17 protein-coding genes are annotated in these 18,646 nt (G+C 61.6%); 8 read left to right on the top strand and 9 right to left on the bottom strand.

Annotated elements, in window-relative coordinates; translation table 11 throughout:
- Nucleotides 1–52: 52 nt before the first annotated feature.
- Nucleotides 53–1,699 (bottom strand): malate dehydrogenase (quinone), encoded by a 1,647-nt coding sequence (gene mqo, locus ABV589_RS04240; RefSeq protein WP_007962427.1) that lies wholly within the window; start codon nucleotides 1,697–1,699, stop codon nucleotides 53–55.
- Nucleotides 1,700–2,146: 447 nt separating this feature from the next.
- Nucleotides 2,147–3,760, bottom strand: a complete 1,614-nt coding sequence (locus ABV589_RS04245; protein WP_367085031.1) for a methyl-accepting chemotaxis protein — start codon at nucleotides 3,758–3,760, stop codon at nucleotides 2,147–2,149.
- Between the two features lie 189 nt (nucleotides 3,761–3,949).
- On the opposite strand from ABV589_RS04245, the gene ABV589_RS04250 reads away from it, so the two are divergent.
- Nucleotides 3,950–4,264 carry a DUF2388 domain-containing protein gene (locus ABV589_RS04250; protein WP_007962425.1) on the top strand — a complete coding sequence of 105 codons (315 nt, stop codon included), beginning with the start codon at nucleotides 3,950–3,952 and terminating at the stop codon, nucleotides 4,262–4,264.
- Nucleotides 4,265–4,344: 80 nt separating this feature from the next.
- Entirely contained in the window at nucleotides 4,345–4,755 is a 411-nt protein-coding gene (locus tag ABV589_RS04255) for a hypothetical protein (RefSeq protein ID WP_367085032.1), read from the top strand.
- On the opposite strand, the gene ligD is transcribed toward ABV589_RS04255, so the two are convergent.
- The 4 genes from ligD to ABV589_RS04275 form a co-directional block, all read right to left on the bottom strand.
- Nucleotides 4,756–7,374: a DNA ligase D gene (ligD, locus tag ABV589_RS04260; protein WP_367085033.1), complete on the bottom strand. Its 2,619-nt coding sequence runs from the start codon at nucleotides 7,372–7,374 to the stop codon at nucleotides 4,756–4,758. It abuts the gene before it with no gap.
- 17 nt (nucleotides 7,375–7,391) lie between these two features.
- Nucleotides 7,392–8,345: a class I SAM-dependent methyltransferase gene (locus tag ABV589_RS04265; RefSeq protein ID WP_367085034.1), complete on the bottom strand. Its 954-nt coding sequence runs from the start codon at nucleotides 8,343–8,345 to the stop codon at nucleotides 7,392–7,394.
- 10 nt (nucleotides 8,346–8,355) lie between these two features.
- The gene (locus ABV589_RS04270; protein WP_367085035.1) at nucleotides 8,356–9,735 is read right to left on the bottom strand and encodes an iron-containing redox enzyme family protein; all 1,380 of its coding nucleotides are present in this window, start codon (nucleotides 9,733–9,735) and stop codon (nucleotides 8,356–8,358) included.
- Nucleotides 9,736–9,986: 251 nt separating this feature from the next.
- Nucleotides 9,987–10,763: a tellurite resistance TerB family protein gene (locus ABV589_RS04275; RefSeq protein WP_367085036.1), complete on the bottom strand. Its 777-nt coding sequence runs from the start codon at nucleotides 10,761–10,763 to the stop codon at nucleotides 9,987–9,989.
- 250 nt (nucleotides 10,764–11,013) lie between these two features.
- On the opposite strand from ABV589_RS04275, the gene pcsA reads away from it, so the two are divergent.
- The gene (pcsA, locus tag ABV589_RS04280) at nucleotides 11,014–11,736 is read left to right on the top strand and encodes a phosphatidylcholine synthase (RefSeq protein ID WP_095136599.1); all 723 of its coding nucleotides are present in this window, start codon (nucleotides 11,014–11,016) and stop codon (nucleotides 11,734–11,736) included.
- Between the two features lie 137 nt (nucleotides 11,737–11,873).
- Here pcsA and ABV589_RS04285 read toward each other — a convergent pair whose 3' ends face one another.
- Nucleotides 11,874–12,686, bottom strand: coding sequence for a class I SAM-dependent methyltransferase (locus tag ABV589_RS04285; RefSeq protein WP_367085037.1), 813 nt, complete (start codon nucleotides 12,684–12,686; stop codon nucleotides 11,874–11,876).
- A 30-nt stretch (nucleotides 12,687–12,716) separates the two neighbouring features.
- Nucleotides 12,717–12,989, bottom strand: a complete 273-nt coding sequence (locus ABV589_RS04290; protein WP_007962415.1) for a DUF4242 domain-containing protein — start codon at nucleotides 12,987–12,989, stop codon at nucleotides 12,717–12,719.
- Between the two features lie 228 nt (nucleotides 12,990–13,217).
- Between ABV589_RS04290 and ABV589_RS04295 the strand changes: the two genes are divergently transcribed.
- Nucleotides 13,218–13,679: a GNAT family N-acetyltransferase gene (locus ABV589_RS04295; protein ID WP_367085038.1), complete on the top strand. Its 462-nt coding sequence runs from the start codon at nucleotides 13,218–13,220 to the stop codon at nucleotides 13,677–13,679.
- Between the two features lie 42 nt (nucleotides 13,680–13,721).
- Here ABV589_RS04295 and ABV589_RS04300 read toward each other — a convergent pair whose 3' ends face one another.
- Nucleotides 13,722–13,985, bottom strand: a complete 264-nt coding sequence (locus tag ABV589_RS04300; protein ID WP_007962410.1) for a DUF2790 domain-containing protein — start codon at nucleotides 13,983–13,985, stop codon at nucleotides 13,722–13,724.
- A 297-nt stretch (nucleotides 13,986–14,282) separates the two neighbouring features.
- Between ABV589_RS04300 and ABV589_RS04305 the strand changes: the two genes are divergently transcribed.
- The 4 genes from ABV589_RS04305 to ABV589_RS04320 all read left to right on the top strand — a co-directional run bounded on the left by ABV589_RS04305 (nucleotide 14,283) and on the right by ABV589_RS04320 (nucleotide 18,561).
- Complete coding sequence (locus ABV589_RS04305) at nucleotides 14,283–15,023, top strand: response regulator (protein WP_007962407.1); 741 nt, start codon at nucleotides 14,283–14,285, stop codon at nucleotides 15,021–15,023.
- A complete protein-coding gene (locus ABV589_RS04310) occupies nucleotides 15,020–16,321 on the top strand; it encodes an ATP-binding protein (protein WP_367085039.1) in 1,302 nt (433 codons plus the stop codon). The genes ABV589_RS04305 and ABV589_RS04310 overlap by 4 nt, the downstream gene beginning before the upstream one ends.
- A 197-nt stretch (nucleotides 16,322–16,518) precedes the next feature.
- Complete coding sequence (locus ABV589_RS04315) at nucleotides 16,519–17,565, top strand: class I SAM-dependent methyltransferase (protein ID WP_367085040.1); 1,047 nt, start codon at nucleotides 16,519–16,521, stop codon at nucleotides 17,563–17,565.
- A 153-nt stretch (nucleotides 17,566–17,718) separates the two neighbouring features.
- Nucleotides 17,719–18,561, top strand: a complete 843-nt coding sequence (locus ABV589_RS04320; RefSeq protein WP_367085041.1) for an NAD-dependent protein deacetylase — start codon at nucleotides 17,719–17,721, stop codon at nucleotides 18,559–18,561.
- Nucleotides 18,562–18,646: the final 85 nt, after the last annotated feature.

The following is an 18,646-nucleotide window of genomic DNA, read 5'->3' on the forward strand; positions in this document are numbered from 1 at the left end:
AAGCCCACTGACCGTTACCGGTGCAGTGGGCTTTTGTGCGAATGGCGTCTAGTTACAGCGCCATGTCACGTGCAGCATTTTCCTTCGGTGCTTCAGCTTTTTCAGCTGCAGGTGCGGCCGGAGCAGCAGCCTGACCAATCACCGGAGGGGTTGGCAGTTCGAGGATCTTGGCGGTGTACGCCCACTCTTGTGCCACTTTGGCCGGATCGTTGTTCAGCTGGGTGCCGTAGCTTGGCACGATCTGGTGCAGCTTGGCTTGCCACTCAGGGGTGGCGACTTTGTCTTTGAAGACTTTCTGCAGCACGCTCAGCATGATCGGTGCAGCGGTCGACGCGCCTGGCGATGCACCCAGCAGGCCGGCGATGGAGCCGTCTTGTGCAGCAACGATTTCGGTGCCCAGTTTCAGCACGCCGCCAGCGGCTTCATCACGCTTGATGATTTGCACGCGTTGGCCGGCCTGCCACAGGCGCCAGTCTTCGGCTTTGGCGTTCGGGAAGTATTCCTTCAGCGCGTTCAGACGGTCTTCATCCGACAGCATCAGTTGACCGGCCAGGTACTCGACCAGCGGGTATTCCTTGATGCCGACCTTGGTCATCGGCCAGATGTTGTGGGTGGTGGTGCTGGTCAGCAGGTCCAGGTACGAGCCTTCTTTGAGGAACTTGGTGCTGAAGGTCGCGAATGGGCCAAACAGGATGACACGCTTGCCGTCCAGAACACGGGTGTCCAGGTGCGGAACCGACATCGGTGGTGCGCCAACCGAAGCCTTACCGTAGGCCTTGGCCAGGTGTTGCTCGGCGATGGCCGGGTTATCGGTCACCAGGAACGAGCCGCCGACCGGGAAGCCCGCGTATTCCTTGGCTTCAGGAATGCCCGACTTCTGCAGCAGGTGCAGAGCGCCGCCGCCCGCGCCGATGAACACGAACTTGGCGTCGGTTTCGGTCTTGGTGCCGTCTTTCAGGTTTTTGTAGCTGACGCGCCAGGTGCCGTCGGCATTCTTGGTGATGTCTTCGACTTCACTCGACAGCTTCAGGTCGAAGTTAGGCTTGGTCTGCAGGTAACCGGCGAACTGGCGGGTGATTTCGCCGAAGTTCATGTCGGTACCCAACGGGCTCCAGGTGGCCGCGATTTTCTGGTTCGGGTCACGCCCTTCCATCATCAGCGGGACCCACTTCTTGATCACAGCCGGGTCTTCGGAGTACTGCATGCCGGCGAACAGCGGGCTCGCTTGCAGGGCTTCGTAGCGCTTTTTCAGGAACTTGATGTTGTCATCACCCCACACGAAGCTCATGTGCGGCGTGGTGTTGATGAACGAGCGAGGGTTCTTCAGAACGCCTTGCTGAACCTGCCAGGCCCAGAATTGACGGGACACCTGGAACGCTTCGTTGATCTCGACGGCTTTCGGGATCGTCACGTTGCCTTTGTCGTCTTCCGGGGTGTAGTTCAGCTCAGCCAGGGCGGAGTGACCGGTACCGGCGTTGTTCCAGCCGTTGGAGCTTTCCAGGGCGACGCCATCGAGACGTTCGACCATTTCCATCGACCAGCTCGGTTCCAGCTCATTGATCCACACACCCAGGGTGGTGCTCATGATGCCGCCGCCGATCAGCAGAACGTCGACTTTCTTTGCTTCTGCAGCATTGGCGGACGACATCCCCATCGCCAAAGCCAGCCCGAGCAAGGCTGTGTTCACTTTCTTAAACATCCGTTGCACCTATGATAAAACGCCTTCCGCCCGCCGCTGTTGTGGGTATGAGGGCCTTTTGTCGCGACACTCAGGCCAGGGTCGCGGACACCTTCACACTGCAATTTTGACGGGTGGGCACACAAGGCCGACGTACCGCATCGACCTCAGTTAATGTCCCTTCTGAACTGACTTTTTATCATTATTGGCTTCAGCTACTTGAGCGACAGGGATTCCGTCAGCCTGCCAAACGGCAAGCAAACTGAATAAGGTCAAACCAAGTTGGCGCGAAGAATATCACGTCAGGGCAAACCCGCGCGTCTGTTCCCGACTTGAGAGTCTTTTTCCGCTGTGGGCGTTATCGGCCGGTTTGGACTGAACATGATCGCCGAAACCTGCGGTGGCTGAGCTGACCCCATCGCGAGCAGGCTCACTCCTACAGGAAATGGGCTGCTCGCGATGGCGGCACTACAACCGAAACCGATCCACCGACTGCGCCAGCGCCCCCGCCAGACTCGACAGCTCATCGGTAGTATTGGCCGTCTGCCCGATCACCTTGCTGTTGCCCTCGGACATCCCGGCGATCATTTCCACCTGATGGGCGATTTCGTTGCTGGCCTGGCTTTGCTCGCCGATGGTGCGGGTGATGTCGTTGACCAGTTGCGTGGTGCTGAGGGTGGCGTCGAGGATCTCGCGGATCGCCCGTTCGACTTCAGCGGTGACCGCCATGCCCTTGTCGACCTGGGCCACGCCGGCCTCCATGCTGCTGACCGCCTCGCGTGTGCTATGCTGGATGCGTGCGACCATCGCAGCGATTTCCTGGGTTGAGGCACTGGTGCGTGCCGCCAGGCTGCGCACTTCGTCGGCAACCACGGCAAAACCCCGGCCCTGCTCGCCGGCCCGCGCCGCCTCGATGGCGGCGTTGAGCGCCAGCAGGTTGGTCTGATCGGCGATGCTCTTGATCACCTGAATGATGTTGAAGATGCCTTCGGACTCCTGATCCAGCGTACGGATGACCTGCGCCGACTGTTGCGCCGAGCGGGCGATGTCGTCCATGTCGCTGACCACCTGATGGATCACCTGCCCGCCGCTCTTGGCCAGCGACTCGGCCTGATTGGCCATGCCCAGCGCGCGCTCGGCATGACGGGTGATTTCCTCGATACTGGCGGTCATCTGGCTCGCGGCGGCGGCCATGGTGCCGGCCGCGGCGCTTTGCTGCTGACTGCTGTCAGCGACCTGATGGCAGCCGTGGCTCAGTTGCTCGCTCATGCCGCTGACGCCATGGGCGTTGCGCCGCACCACGTCGATCATGTTGCGCAGGTCGCGCTGCATGGTCGCCAGGCTGCGGATCAGCGTGCTGGCCTCGTCCTTGCCGGGCGGTTCGTTGATCGGCTCGCTGAGATTGCCGTGGGCGATGCTTTGTGCAATATGGTTGGCGGATTTCAGCGGGCCCATGATGCTGCGGGTCACCCAGCGCCCTTGCGCCACCAACAGCAACAGACTGGCGAGCAACACCACGCCGAGGGCGAGGTTGGCATTGCGAATGGCGCTGTCTGTGGCCTGGCTGGTGTCGCGGGTATTGCTTTCAATCAGTTCGCTGAGGGCGGCCATCTGCGTTTCGAGTTGACTGAACGCGACATTGAACGTGCCGAGTTCCCGCTGCGCGCTGTCCGGGTTGTCCAATGCGAGGCCGACGATGCGCTCGGCGGCCTCGATGTAGGTGTCCAGGCTGGGCTTGATCTGCTCCAGCGCGGTCTTGATGGTGGGGTTGACCGGCAACTTCAGGTTTTCTCCCAGCACGTCGCGAAAATGCGTGGCGTGTTCGTTGATCGAGTCCCGCACCTCGCCAGCCGTGCCGGTGCTTTTGCCCAGGCCCACCAGCATTGCCGAGTACACATCGGCCCGCAGCGCGTCGTGCATCATGTCGGCTTCCATGTGATTACGCAGCGCGCTCATGCTCACCGCGTTGTCGTTCACCGCTGCGGACATGCGCGTATTCCCCACATAGCTGACCAGACTCACGATCAGCGCCGTCAACAGACTGGTTGCAATCAGCAGCCGCAAACGCAATTTGATCGACACCGTGGGTTCCTCCCCTGAGGCGCGCCGAATGCGCCTTTCAGGATTTCAGTTAAGCTTATTTGTGCAGATGTGCCGCTTCAGAGCGTTTCAGCAAGTATCCGCGTGTTCAAACGGAACTCCGGCAAAGGTCGCACCTCTGAGATTATGTAGTCCTTCCTTTTTGCTTCGCGCTTGTGGAGGAACATCGTCATGCGCAAGTTAGTGCTCATTTCTTCTCTTCTGCTGTGCCTCCCTGTCGGCTCGGCTCTGGCCCGTGTCGATGCTGGCGATGTCGCCACCTCGGCGGGCGTTTCCGCATCGCTTTACTCGACCTTCAAGGATCACAAAATGGTGATCCCGGCGCGCGACGACCTGTCAGCGTTCGTCGCCAGCGGCGGGGCCATCCGTGGGGTTTATCTGGAGTCGGTGCTGCAACAGGTGCGGCACGACAACCCCGGCCTCAATGCCAGCGATGAAGACCTCGCCAACGCGATTCTGGTGCATTACGAAGGCCTCAATCAGTAGTTGCCAGGGACGCAGCGGCCGATGGACGGCAGCTAAGGGCGCATAGGCAAAACCGTCTGACGGCCTCTATGATGGAGGCCATGACGACTCTTGCGCCTGCTGCGCCTTTGCGCTCACCCTGCCCGCCCGGCGCCTGCGATTGCGGGCGCGACGCGTTGCTGGAAGTGCCTGGCATGGATCTGCGCATCCTGCGCCTGACCCGCGAGCAGGAAAAAATCCTCCTCGCCCGCCTGGAACAACTCAAAGACCTCGCGGATCTGCGGCATCTGCAACAGCGCATGCACGAGCAATTGGGCCTGCGCGTGGAAATCGCTCCGGGGTTTCATGAGGTGCGCAGCATGCTCGGCATCGAGATTCAGATCGAAGACCTGCCGGGGCTGTGCCGCAAGACACGCAAGTCGATTCCGGCGGCCATTCGCCGGGGCCTGAACAACCATCCAGAAATCGCTTTCGAACTGCTCAACGCCCACGACTTGCTGCGCGACACCTGATCATCTCTTCATGCCAACCCGCTTGCGCATCTCTGCGGTGATGCTCTGGCGGGTTTTCTTCAGGTCGGCCCACGGCTCGTCGCCGACCTCGTTCAGACGCTCATGAACATTGCTGATGTTCCACTGATTGCCGCCCTTGATCTCGGCCACCTCTTCGCGAAACAGCGGTACCGACACCGGCAGTCCCTCCCGGGTGCGCGCCGCATAGGCACAAATGGTGGTGGCGCCCAGACCGTTGCGCAGGTAATCGATAAAGATCCGCCCGACACGGTTTTTCGGCCCGGACACCGCGGAAAAGCGTTCCGGCAACAGCTTGGCCATATGGCTGACGATCGCATGGCTGAAATCCTTGACCTCGTCCCAGCCATGCTTGCGGGTCAACGGCACCACCAGGTGAATACCCTTGCCGCCACTGGTCTTGAGAAAGGCTTTGAGCCCGAGTTCATCCAGCACGGTGAGGGTCAGCGCCGTGGCTTCGACCATGCTTTTCCACGGCAGCGCGGGATCCGGATCAAGGTCGAGAACAAACCGGTTAGGCTTGTCCAGATCGACGGTGGTGGCGTTCCAGGTGTGCAATTCGACCGTGCTCATCTGCACTGCGCCGATCAAGGCTTCGGCGTTGTTGATCAGCATCACCGGTTGGCCGGTGACGTCCTTGTCCAGCGTGGTGATGCCGGGAATCGCCAGGCGCTCGGCGTTTTTCTGGAAAAACAGTTCGCCGGCGATGCCATCCGGTGCCCGCACCAGTGCGACCGGGCGATCCTTGAGCTGCGGCAGAATCCACTCGGCGACGCTGGCGTAATACTCGGCCAATTGCATCTTGGTGGTGCCGCTGACCGCATCGATCACCCGGTCGGGGTGGGTGATGCGCACTTTGCCGCTGGCGAGGCCCAGCTGGGACGGCGCCGCTTCGGCTTTCTTCGGCTCAGTGGCTTTCTTTGATTCTGCTGTTTTCTTCGACGAGGCAGCTTTTTTCGACGGGGTGGCTTTCGCTGAAGTCTTCACGGGTTTCGCGCGCTCCTCGGTAATCGACCTGGCCGGTTTGTCATTGCGCAGACCATGGAATACGGCGTGACGTACCGAGCCGTCCTTGGTCATTTCGGCGAACGCCACTTCTGCCAACAGATTCGGTTTGAGCCAGTGCACGCCTTTGGCCTCGAAGCCGCTCGGCGGATTGACCACCGCCGCCTTCTTGACCTGCAACGGCTTGAGCTGGGCCAGGATGCTTTTCAGTGTGGTTTCGTTGAAACCGGTGCCGACCTTGCCGGCATAGCGCAACTCGCCACTGTCGCGATCATGCAGGCCCAGCAATAACGCGCCGAAGGCACTGCGCGCGCCTTTCGGATCGGTAAAGCCGACGACCACAAATTCCTGCCGATGCTTGCACTTGAGCTTGATCCAGTCACTGCTGCGCCGCGACACGTAAGGCGAGCCGAGACGTTTGCCGATCAACCCTTCCATCTGCATCTGGCAGGCGCTGTTGAGCAGTGCGTCCGCCGTTTCATCGAAAGCTTCGGAGAAGCGCAGCAACGGCTGCTCATGCCCGCCGAGCACCGTGGACAACGCCGCGCGACGCTCCTCGACCGGCACTTCGCGCAGGTCGACACCGTTGAGGTACGGCATGTCGAACAGGTAGTACATGATGCTGGCGCTGCGCCCGGCTTCGAAGGCGTTTTGCAACGCCTGAAAGTCCGGTACACCCTGCTCGTTGGTGACCACCACTTCGCCGTCTAGCCATGCGGATTCGAGCCCCAGCTCAGCGAGGGCTTGCGCCTGTTGCGGCAGTTTGTGCGTCCAGTCGTGACCGTTGCGGGTGAACAGTTGCACCTGATCGTGATCGATGCGCGCCATGATCCGGTAGCCATCGAACTTGATCTCGTAGCTCCACTGCCCTTCCGGTGCGCTGTCGACCAGCGTCGCCAGTTCCGGCTTGAGCTGCGCCGGCAGTTTGGCCTTGCGCGCACCGGTGAGCGTCCCGGACGCCGCTTTGCGCGGTTTCGCCGTTGCCTTTTTCGCCGGCTTGACTTGCTCGGCGGCGAGCTTGGGTTTGCTGATCAGAGTGCGTTCGCTGAGCACGCTGTGCGGCTCCGCGCTGAGCACATCATAGTCGTCTTGCGGGCGCGCGGCGCTGTCCTGATGTTTGATCAGAAACCAGTTTTCCTTCTTGCCCGGCATGTGCGTGCGCACCAGATTCCAGATCCCGGATAGCTTCTCGCCCTGCAGCTCGAACTTGAGTTTGCCCTTGGCGTAAGCCTTGGCCGGATCCTCCTGCGGAATCCACACGCCACGATCCCAGACGATCACATCGCCGGCGCCGTAATGCCCCTCGGGAATGCTGCCCTCGAACGTCGCGTAATCCAGCGGATGGTCTTCGACGTGTACCGCCAGACGCTTGACCTTGGGGTCGAGCGACGGCCCCTTGGGCACCGCCCAGCTTTTCAGCGCACCATCGAGTTCGAGGCGAAAGTCGTAATGCAGGTGCGAAGCGTCGTGCTTCTGGATGCAAAACTGCAGCGCATGCTCAGTGGCCTTGCTGCGGCCACGGCGCCTGACCGCGGCGGGTTCCGACGTCGCGGAAAAGTCACGCATGCGGTTGTAGTCGTCAAGGTTCCTGGTCATGGCGCACCTGCCTTGTGTCAGCCAATGCGGGTCACGGTCAGCGCGACCACGGCGATCCGGTCCACGCGCTGGTAACCGGGGTTCAACAACTCTTCACCGAACACGTCGGGATCCAATTCGCGATAGGTCCAGCCGAATCGCGTCGAATCCAGGCGCGGCACCACGGTGTCGAAAAACGGATCGCGGCCATCGACCACCGCCACGCCGGTGTACAGCAGCAACGAGCCACCGGGGGCCAGCCGATTGAGCGCCTGCTCGACGATGCGCAGCGACAGCCCGGCGCCGAGCGAGCCACCGCCATGCCGATAGGCACGACCGGCCGGATCGGCCATGTACGGCGGGTTGGCGACAATCAGGTCGAAGTTGCCTTCGGTGCCCTGCAGTACATCACTGGCCTGCACCTCGACATTGGCGACCTCGGCCAATGCTGCGTTGATCGCGGTCAGGCGCAGCGCGGCGGGGTTGATGTCAACCGCGAGCACTTGCGCTTCACGCCGGGCGCGAGCAATCAGGATGGCGCCGACGCCGGCACCGCAGCCGATATCCACCGCGCGTTGAATCGGCCCGAAGCTCTGTTGCAGATGCGCGTGAATCAGTTGCGCAAAACGATAAGTGTCAGGGCCGAAAAACACCGAATCGGCGGCATCGGTGGGAAAGCCGGAATGCACGAACAACAAGTCATCCAGGCTCGACCAGCGCACCCGGCTCTTCAAGCGGCCGTCGTAGACGTCAATCACTTGGGCCTCCTGCAATTGCCGCTGTTCATCGGCGGACAACAGCCCCGGTTCAAACGGGCGCGACCAGCCGAACACGTCGCGCAGGGTATCGGCGACCTGCCCTTCGTCACGCTGATTGACCCGCTGATGGGTCAGGGGCGTCGGCGTGATGAAACGGTAGCCGTCGGCCTGCAAGCGCCGGCCGAGCTGCAGCAGCGTCAGGTCATCGGCGGACAGTTGTTCTTCCTGATTCATGAAGATTTCCTTAGCGCAGACTGGATTTGAGTTCGATGAAGCGACGTGTCGCCAGCAGCCCCGCCGGGTGAGCATGGCGGGCCGGTGTCAGCCACGGGATCAGCGTGGCCATTTGCGCGTGTCCGTCCTGACCTTGCAGCGCAAATGTCAGGCGCTGCACATCGGGATCGTGTTCGGGCACGGCGGCGTCGGGGGTGGCGATCTGACGGCTGCGTCTTGGTGCTTTGCGTTGCTCGGCCGGTGTCCAGTCACCCGCGATCCAGTCGTGCAGCAGCTGCTTTTCATACGGGCTGAACACGCCGAACATTGCCGCGCCGTCGCCGTCGATCAACTGCCAGAAACGGCTGGCTTGTGGATCTTCGTTGCGTTTGATCCAGCCCTTGTCTTGCATCGCCTGCAGGAAACCCGGTAGCTGCTCGGGAGTGGCCAGCCACTGATTGACGGTTTTGCCTTCGAAGCGGCAGTAGTCGGAGTGCATGTGCTGACCGAACGGGCGCTTGCGTTCGAGCATCGCCAGCACTTCCTGCTCCAGGTCAAAACCCTCGATGATCGCGCGACTGCCCTGCCCAAGGTCGTTGAGTCGATAGCCCAGCGAAACACGGCGCAGGAATTCGTCGCGATCGGCTTCCAGCGGCAGCAGGTCGAGCACCGACTGCACGGCTTTTTGCGCATGGCCGGTGCTGGCGTTATCGATGGTCACATGCAGGGTGAAGTAGTACGGATCGATGCCCAGCTCGCTGAGTTCATAGGCACTGATCAGCAAGTGCAGCGGCAATTGTTCGTAGCCGAGGTTGTAGCCGATCACCTCCGGCAGCAAGCTTTCGCCACAGGCACCGAGCGCCAGTTGCAGCGCGCCTTGCAGATAGCGCTCATCAGCGATGGTGCTGGCGTCCTGCAGGCCGTGTTCGGCGAGCAATTTGCGGTAGATCACCACGTGGTTTTGCGCAGGATTACCGTCGCCCAGTTCTTCCAGATAGGTACACAGCAACCCGTCGAAACGCGGGTCGCGCCACTGCGGCAACAAGCCGTACAGCCACGCGCCATCGACCAGTTTGGTCGGCGCGACGGCTTGCAGAAAGTACAACGCGTGAGCCTTGTTGCTGAAGAACTGACGCGGTCCGCCGGCCTGACGCTGTTGCAGGTAATCGGCGTACTGTCGGGCAACTTCTGTGCAGTGCCCGGCGACCCAGTTTTGCCACGCCGACGGATCCTGCGGAAGTTCTTCGGGCAACAGCGCGGCACGTTGCAACTGCTCGGCGAGAAAATCCAGCGCGAGGGTTTCAGGCGCATCCTCAAGCAACAGCGCCTCATAAATACGCCGCAGGTCACCGTCGGCAGTGATGGGCTGTTGCTGCGCACTCGGCGCATGCAGAGGGGTCAGGGCAGTCATGTCAGTGTTCTCACTCGGTTGGCCGGTCAGGGCGTTGTTTCACGCCTCTACATCAGCAGAGCAACCGCTACGGAGAAAAATTCAATCGACATGAAAATTGCCCTGACGGACGGCGCTGATTAGCGCCAGTTCTCTTTCACTTGATCACTTGATCACTTGATCACTTGATCGCTTGATCGCTTGATCGCTTGATCGCTTGATCGCTCGATCGCTGTAGGAGCTGCCGAAGGCTGCGATCTTTTGATTTTGCTTTAAACCGTCCCCTTGGCCTGTTGTTCCAGATGCACCTGCAATTGCGGGTCAATCTTCAGCGCGGCAGCCAGTTCATCCAGGTAGTTGCGTTCGGCGTCCTGTTGATCGTCGACCAGGATCACGCTGACCAAATACATTTCAGCGGCCATGGCCGGGTCATCGTTGGCAGCCGTGGCGACTTCGTTGGCATCCAGCGGTTTGGCAACTTCGCTTTCGAACCACTGCTGCAATTGCGGATCGTCGGTGTGCTTGCTGATTTCACTGTTGATCATCTGTTGTTCCCGGGCGTCGATCTCGCCATCAGCCTTGGCTGCCGCGATCAGCGCCCTCAGCACAGCATGCCCGTGTTCCTCGACTTCGGGCCCGGCCAGCAGATTCGCCGTTTGCGGGATCTGTTGTGGCGCCGCCGAAGCCTGACTGCGTTGCCAGGCCTGATACGCCTGGAACGCCATCATCCCCAGCGAGGCCAGCGCCGCGTAATTGGTGCCGCCAGAACGACTTTGTGTACCGCCGCCACCGAGTGCACCGCCAAGTGCACCGCCCAGGCCACCACCGCTACCGCCGCCGAGCAGGCCACCGAGCAAACCGCCCAAGCCGCCCAAGCCGCCCAGCCCGCCAGACTGCGCGCCACTGGCGCCGGTACTCGCGCCGCCACCCAACAGACCGCCAAGCAAGCCGCCCAACCCACCCAGCCCACCGCCGGCCGAACCAGCACCTTGTTGTCCCGCCGAGGCCTGGCCCCGCAGCAGTTGTTCGAGCAAATCACTGGTGTTCATGATCTCGTCCTCAGCCATTGGCAATAAACGCGTCAGGCAACAATAGACCGCCGGCGCTGACGCGCCAGCACCGTTTGGCTGACGCTGACAGATTTCGCCGAGGTATTTTTTGTGCGGGCAGCTAAGATTCAAAGGTGGTGAACCTTAACCCGGCCAAACCGGTCGATAGCTGCAACCCCGACCCGGTTTGCCGGCGCCCTTTGCCCAAGGGTGATACCCGGCATGCTTCATTTTTCTGGAGAACGCCCCTGTGATATCGACCGTACACATCGCCAGGCTCAAAGCATGGGGCGCCCATGGTTTTACCGCGACCGGCGTGGTCACAGCCTTTCTGGCGACCCTCGCCCTGCTGGAGAACCAGCCGACCCACTGCCTGATGTGGCTGGGCGTGGCATTGATCGTCGACGGTCTCGACGGGGCGTTGGCGCGCAAGGTCAATGTGCAGTCGGTGCTGCCGAGCTTCGACGGCTCGATCCTCGATCTGGTGATCGACTACCTGACCTACGTGTTCATTCCGGCGCTGTTCATCTATCGCTACATTCCCCTGCCCGACTACACCCTGCTGCTGAGCGTGTCGCTGATTCTGGTGTCGTCGCTGTTCTGCTTCTGCAACGTCAACATGAAGAGCAAGGACAACTATTTCGTCGGCTTCCCCGCCGCGTGGAACGTGGTCGCGCTGTGCCTGTACATCATCAATCCGGGGCCGTGGATCACCTTTCTGACCATCATCGGTCTGGCGCTGCTGACCGTCACCCGCATGAAATTCCTGCACCCGTTCCGCGTACGCCGGTTCATGCCGATCAACATCGCGGTGACGGCGATCTGGCTGTTGTGCAGCCTGTCGCTGGTGCTCAATCACCCGGTGATCAATCCGCTGGTGATGGGTTTGTGGCTGCTGGCGTCGGCGTACTTTCTGGGGATCTGCATCTGGCGTACGGCGCTGGAGTGGTTTGACGGGGCGCATTTGAAATAGCACCAGACCTGCCAAACACGAATACCTGTGGGAGCTGGCTTGCCAGCGATTTCGTACTGTCAGTCGACATCGTTTTGACAGGACGGCCGCCATCGCTGGCAAGCCAGCTCCCACAGGGATTGGCATTGTTCCGCCATTCAGCGTTTGGTAATGACCACCTCCAGATACTCGCTCGGCACCACCAGCGACTTCTCTCCCACGCGGTTCGAGCGGGTCAGCAGATCCGCCAGATCACTCTCCAGCGCTTGCCCGCTTTCCGGTGGCAATGCCGCAAAGGCCTTGTGCACCGGCCCGTACCAGTGACGGAAAATGTCGATAAAATGCGCCGCCGAGCGATAGCGAAAATTGAAGGTGCGGCGGGTGACCTGCAGCAGAAACTCGCGCTCATTGAAGTGGCTGTGCAACCACGCTTCAGTGCCCCAGTTCGACGGCGGCTGGGCCACGGCGGGGGGCGGGACGTGGCGACCGAGAATCTTGAACATCTGGCCGACGAAGCCTTCCGGCGTCCAGTTCGCCAGACCGATGCGCCCGCCCCTTCGGCAGACCCGTGCCAGTTCTGCAGCTGCAGTGGCCTGATCCGGGGCGAACATCACGCCGAAGGTCGACAGCACCACATCGTAACTCTCATCGGCAAACGGCAATGCTTCGGCATCGGCGACCTGAAAAATCACCTCCAGATGTTCGGCCCGTGCCCGATCCTGTCCCCGCTCCAGCAGCGCCGCGACATAGTCGGTCGAGGTCACCTGACAACCACGTCGCGCCGCCGCCAGTGTGGCGTTGCCATTGCCGGCGGCGACATCCAGCACCTCCTCGTCGCAGTGCAGGTCGCAGGCCTCGGCGAGGTTTTCGCCGACGATTTGCAAGGTGGTGCCGATCAGCGCGTAATCGCCGCTGGCCCACGCGACTTTCTGGCGCTCTTTCAGACCCGTCAGATCAATGGGAGTACTCATCAATCGTGCTCCGCAGCAGGTTGGAGGACTTCATTCGGCCGTGGTCGGGTCAATGACCGTCATCACCCGCGCCACGCTGTTGGCCGGGAATCCACCCAGCCTGGCGTGCTCGCGCACCTGCTCTTCGTCAGGAGCGATGTAGACGCAATAGATTTTGTCGGCGGTGACGTAACTCTGCAGCCACTGCACCTGTGGCCCGAGTTCACGCAACACCTGGCAGGAGGTTTGCGACACGGCCTGGAGTTCTTGCGGCGACAGCTTTCCGGCCCCTGGAATCTCGCGTTCAATCACGAATTTCGGCATGGCAACCTCGCGTTCTTTTTATCAGTGACAGGGCCGGCAGTGGCCCTGCTCATCCACTATCGCGCCGAGGGTCGATGGCGTCCCTGCCAATCGTCCGAAGAGCCCGCAAAACCGCGGCCTGGCCGATGAGTGGCGGTTTTTTGTAAAGGCCTCGAGACACTCCGAGATTGCCATTGCATGGGGCAATCGGCTTTTATGCCTTCCCGTCTTCCGTGAATGGATTCCATCATGTCCCTGCGTCTTGAATGGCTCGTCGATCACCCACAGCACAGCGACACTTACGCCGCGTGGATTCACCGCCAGTTCGCCTACGAATATGCCGAGCAACCCTTGGCCGAATGGCAACGCGAGTTCGCTGCCGGCCAGAACAATGGCGACTGGTCGTGCCTGATTGCGCTGGACGGCGAACGTCTGCTCGGCGGTGCGGCACTGGCCCGGGCGGACCTGGACCTGCGCCCGGATCTCGGCCCGTGGCTGGCATGCGTGTTTGTCCGCCCGCAAGCTCGCGGCCAGGGGCTGGCAGAACGGTTGATCGACGGCATCAGCCAGGCGGCGAAACAGCGTGGCTTCGCACGTTTCTATCTGCACACCCAGAGCAAGCAGGACTATTACGCCAAACGCGGCTGGACAGTGCTGGAGCGCTTTCGCGCGTGGGACAACGAGCAATGGCTCATGGTGCGCGACCTGTGAGCCATTGATATGCGGGCAGCGACTGTCGATGCATCTGAGCACTCAGTTCTGGTTGTTGCAGCCGTCGGCGAATTTGCGGTAATCCAGCACCTGGGTTTTTCCGGCCGAATCCAGGTACGTCATGCGCGCATCGACAACGCCGCAGGTCACCGCGTTGTCCTCGGTCATCGACAGCACTTTCTGGATGTCCAGGTGCGTGCCGTAGGTGTAGGTGTGCGGGCTGACATCGGCTTCGGCCCGGGCCGACAGGGTGCAGATGTTCAGGGCGGCGAACAGGCAGGCGGCGACAACGGTTTTGTGCGTCATGGTGGTTTCCTCAAGGCTTGTATGGGTTGAGCCGAGGCAAGTTGTGCAGGCCTCGATGGAGCCTATTTGAGGCGCGAGAGGTATCGCGTCTGTGTCAGCAAACGCCCGTTATCAATCGCTGTGTATCCCCACCGCCCGGAGATACACAGCGATACAAAACCCCGAAAAAAATCGCGTTTTTGCCTGTGTATGTATCCGTCAGGACGCCAGATACACTGCAATACACACCCGGGCAGGCAAGCCGGCGCAGGCTCGATAGACTGCATGGCATTGCCCTTTGATAGAGGTTCTGCACCGATGGAACATGTCGATCACATTCTCATCGTCGACGACGACCGCGAGATCCGCGAGCTGGTCGGCAATTACCTGAAGAAGAACGGACTGCGCACCACCGTGGTCGCCGATGGTCGGCAGATGCGCAGTTTTCTCGAAGCCAACACCGTCGACCTGATTGTGCTCGACATCATGATGCCCGGCGACGATGGCCTGCAGTTGTGCCGCGAATTGCGCGTGGGCAAACACAAGGCCACGCCGGTGCTGATGCTCACGGCGCGCAACGATGAGACCGACCGCATCATCGGCCTGGAAATGGGCGCCGACGATTACCTGACCAAGCCGTTCGCCGCCCGCGAACTGCTGGCGCGGATCAACGCGGTGCTGCGGCGCACACGCATGCTGCCGCCGAATCTGGTGGTCAGCGAAAGCGGTCGCCTGCTGGCCTTCGGCCGCTGGCAACTGGACACCTCGGCCCGGCATCTGCTGGACAAGGACGGCACGCTGGTCGCCCTCAGTGGCGCCGAATATCGTTTGCTGCGGGTGTTTCTCGATCATCCGCAGCGGGTGCTCAGCCGTGATCAATTGCTCAATCTGACCCAGGGCCGCGAGGCCGATTTGTTTGACCGTTCGATTGATCTGCTGGTCAGCCGTTTGCGCCAGCGCCTGCTCGATGATGCGCGTGAACCGGCCTACATCAAGACCGTGCGCAGCGAGGGTTATGTGTTTTCGCTGCCGGTGGAGATCCTCGGAGCCTCGGCATGAGTCTCAAGCTGCATTGGCCACGCACCCTGGCTTCGCGGTTGTCGCTGATCTTTCTGGTCGGACTGATCCTGGCCCAGGGCCTGTCGTTTGGCGCGCAGTATTACGAGCGTTTCCAAAGCGCCAGAAGCACCATGCTCAGCAATATGCAAAATGACGTTTCGACGTCGATTGCGATCCTCGACCGCTTGCCCGCGCAGGAACGCCTCGCCTGGCTGCCACGACTGGCTCGCACCAATTACGATTATCGGTTGGACAACGGCGACCCCGGCGCCCCGCTCGACGCCGAGGAGGTACCGGTGGCCGCGACCTCGATCAGCAGTGCAATCGGCGGCGCCCATCCGCTGTCCTTCAGCCGTTTTCCCGCGGAGAAAAAACACTTCCAGGCCCATTTGCGCCTCAGCGACGGCAGCCCGCTGACCATCGATGTGCGTCCGGCCATGCCGCCGCTGTCGCCGTGGCTGCCGGGGGTACTGCTCGGGCAACTGGCGCTGCTGATCGCCTGCACCTGGCTGGCGGTGCGCATCGCGATCCGCCCTCTCGCGCGGCTCGCCAACGCCGTGGAAAGCCTCGACCCCAACGCGCACCCGGTAATGCTCGACGAACACGGTCCGACCGAAGTGGCCTACGCCGCACGGGCCTTCAACGCGATGCAGGCGCGCATCGCCGCGTATCTGAAAGAGCGCATGCAACTGCTGGCAGCGATTTCCCATGACCTGCAAACCCCGATCACCCGCATGAAGCTGCGCGCAGAGCTTATGGACGACTCGGTCGAGAAAGACAAACTGTGGAATGACCTCGGCGAGATGGAACATCTGGTGCGCGAGGGCGTGGCGTATGCCCGCAGCATCCACGGCTCGACCGAGGAAAGCCGGCGCATCGATCTCGACTCGTTCCTTGACAGCCTGGTGTTCGACTATCAGGACATGGGCCAGGACGTGCAACTGAGCGGCAAAAGCGCGGCGGTGATCGATACCCGTCCCCAGGCCCTGCGCCGGGTGCTGGTGAACCTGACCGACAACGCACTGAAATTTGCCGGTGCCGCGCAGTTGCAGGTCGACACCGACGACAGTCTTAGCATCAAGATCCTTGATCGCGGACCGGGCATTGCCGAAGCCGAGTTGCAACAGGTCATGCAGCCGTTCTACCGGGTGGAAAACTCGCGCAACCGCAGCACCGGCGGCACCGGCCTGGGCCTGGCGATCGCCCAGCAACTGGCCATGGCCCTCGGTGGCTCGCTGACCCTGAGCAACCGCGAGGGCGGTGGGCTGTGTGCGGAGCTGAAACTGCCACTGCGCTGATCCCCACACTGGAATCTGCATGGGACACAAACGCTGCATCTTGTCCCAGCCCGACTAGACTGATTCATTACCCGGTCGAGGGGGAATGCAGGACGACGTCAGCTGTGCCCTGCCCACTTTTGTGACCACCGCCCTGCGGCCCATGCCTCGACAACGTTTTGCCACCGGACGGTGATCCTGTATCAGGAGCACTCGTGATGGACGAAACACGACTCAACGCATTCATGGGCAAACTGGTCAACGACATGGGCGGCGCCGCGATGCTGGCGAACGTCATCGTTGGCGAAGAACTCGGGCTGTACCGGGCGATGGCCAACAGTCAACCGATCACCCCGCAAGCCCTCGCCGAAAAAACCACCTGCAACCCGCGTCTGGTGCGCGAATGGCTCAGCGCCCACGTCGCATCCGGCTACATGGAACATAACGATGGCCAGTTTCGTTTGCCGGAAGAGCAGGCGCTGGCGCTGGCGGTCGAGGATTCGCCGGTGTATGTCGCCGGCGGACTCGGTGTGGTGGCCTCGTTTTTCCACGACAAGGACAAACTGGTCAAAGCCATGCGCGGCAACGGCGCCCTGCCTTGGGGCGATCACCACCCGTGCATGTTCAGCGGTACCGAACGCTTCTTTCGCCCCGGCTACAAAGGTCACTTGATCGCTGAATGGCTGCCGGCGCTGGACGGCGTGGTCGCCAAACTCGAAGCAGGCGCCAAAGTCGCCGACATCGGCTGCGGCCACGGCGCCTCGACGGTGATCATGGCCCAGGCGTTTCCCAACTCGCGCTTCGTCGGTTTCGATTATCACGCGCCGTCGATCACCGTCGCCACCCAGCGCGCCGAAGAAGGCGGCGTCAGCAGCCGGGCAAAATTCTTCCAGAACAACGCCAAAAGCTACCCCGGCGACGACTATGACCTGATCTGCTACTTCGACTGCCTGCACGACATGGGCGACCCGGTCGGCGCCGCACGGCATGCGTTCGAATCATTGAAGGACGACGGCACGGTGCTGCTGGTCGAGCCGTTTGCCAATGATGCGCTGGACGACAACATCACCCCGGTCGGTCGGCTGTTTTACGCCGCGTCGACCTTTATCTGCACACCGAATTCGCTATCGCAGGAAGTTGGCCTGGGGCTGGGTGCGCAGGCCGGTGAAATGCGCTTGCGCAAGGTGTTTACCGAAGCCGGGTTCAAGCATTTTCGCCGGGCGACGCAGACACCGTTCAATCTGATTCTGGAGGCGCGCAAGTAAACCACCGCTGTAACCTGTGGCGAGGGAGCTTGCTCCCGTCGGTTTGCGAAGCGACCCTGAAAACAGGCCTGCTGCGCAGTCCAGCGGGAGCAAGCTCCCTCCCCACAGGGTTAATGCTAACCTGCGGGCATCGTCCTCCCCGGAGTGCTGACCATGCTCGACAGCCCGATCCGCGAACACTTCGACACTCTGCACCAGGCCATGGCCGATGGCGGCTTTGTGGTGCTGACCGGCGCGGGCATCAGCACGCCGTCGGGCATCCCGGATTACCGCGACAGTGAGGGTGTACGCCGTGGCCGACAGCCGATGATGTATCAGGAATTTCTCGCCGCCCCGGAATCCCGTCGCCGCTATTGGGCACGGGCCATGCTCGGCTGGCCACGGGTGCGCCAGGCGCGACCGAATGCAGCGCATCAAGCGCTGGCCGAGTTGCAGCGCCGGGGGCTGATCAACGCCTTGATCACGCAGAACGTCGACACCCTGCACGATCAGGCCGGGAGCCAGGACGTGATCGAATTGCACGGCAGCCTGCACCGGGTGGTGTGCCTGGACTGCGGCCAGCGCAGCGCGCGTGACGACATTCAGCAGCGGATGGTCGAGCAGAATCCGTATCTGGCCGGGGTCGATGCGGTGCAGGCGCCGGACGGCGATACCCTGCTCGATGCGGCCTTCGAAGCGCGTTTTCAGACTCCACAATGCCCGTATTGCACGGGCGAACGGATGAAACCGGACGTGGTGTTCTTCGGCGAGAACGTGGCCCAGCCGACAGCAGCGCGGGCCATGGCCGCAGCGGAAAGTGCCGAGGGCTTGCTGGTGGTGGGTTCGTCGCTGATGGCGTATTCGGCGTTTCGTCTGTGCCGGGTGATTGCTGATCGGGGCAAGCCGTTGCTGGCGATCAATCTGGGCAAGACCCGCGCCGATGATCTGCTGGATCTGAAGATCGAGGCGTCATGCGAACAGCTGCTGCCGTTGCTGGTGCAACGCCTGACCACCTGAACCCAAAAATCCCCTGTAGGAGCTGCCGCAGGCTGCGATCTTTTGATCTTGCTTCTAAAAACAACGTCAAAAGATCGTCCGAACG

Source organism: Pseudomonas sp. HOU2 (assembly GCF_040729435.1).
GTDB lineage: Bacteria > Pseudomonadota > Gammaproteobacteria > Pseudomonadales > Pseudomonadaceae > Aquipseudomonas.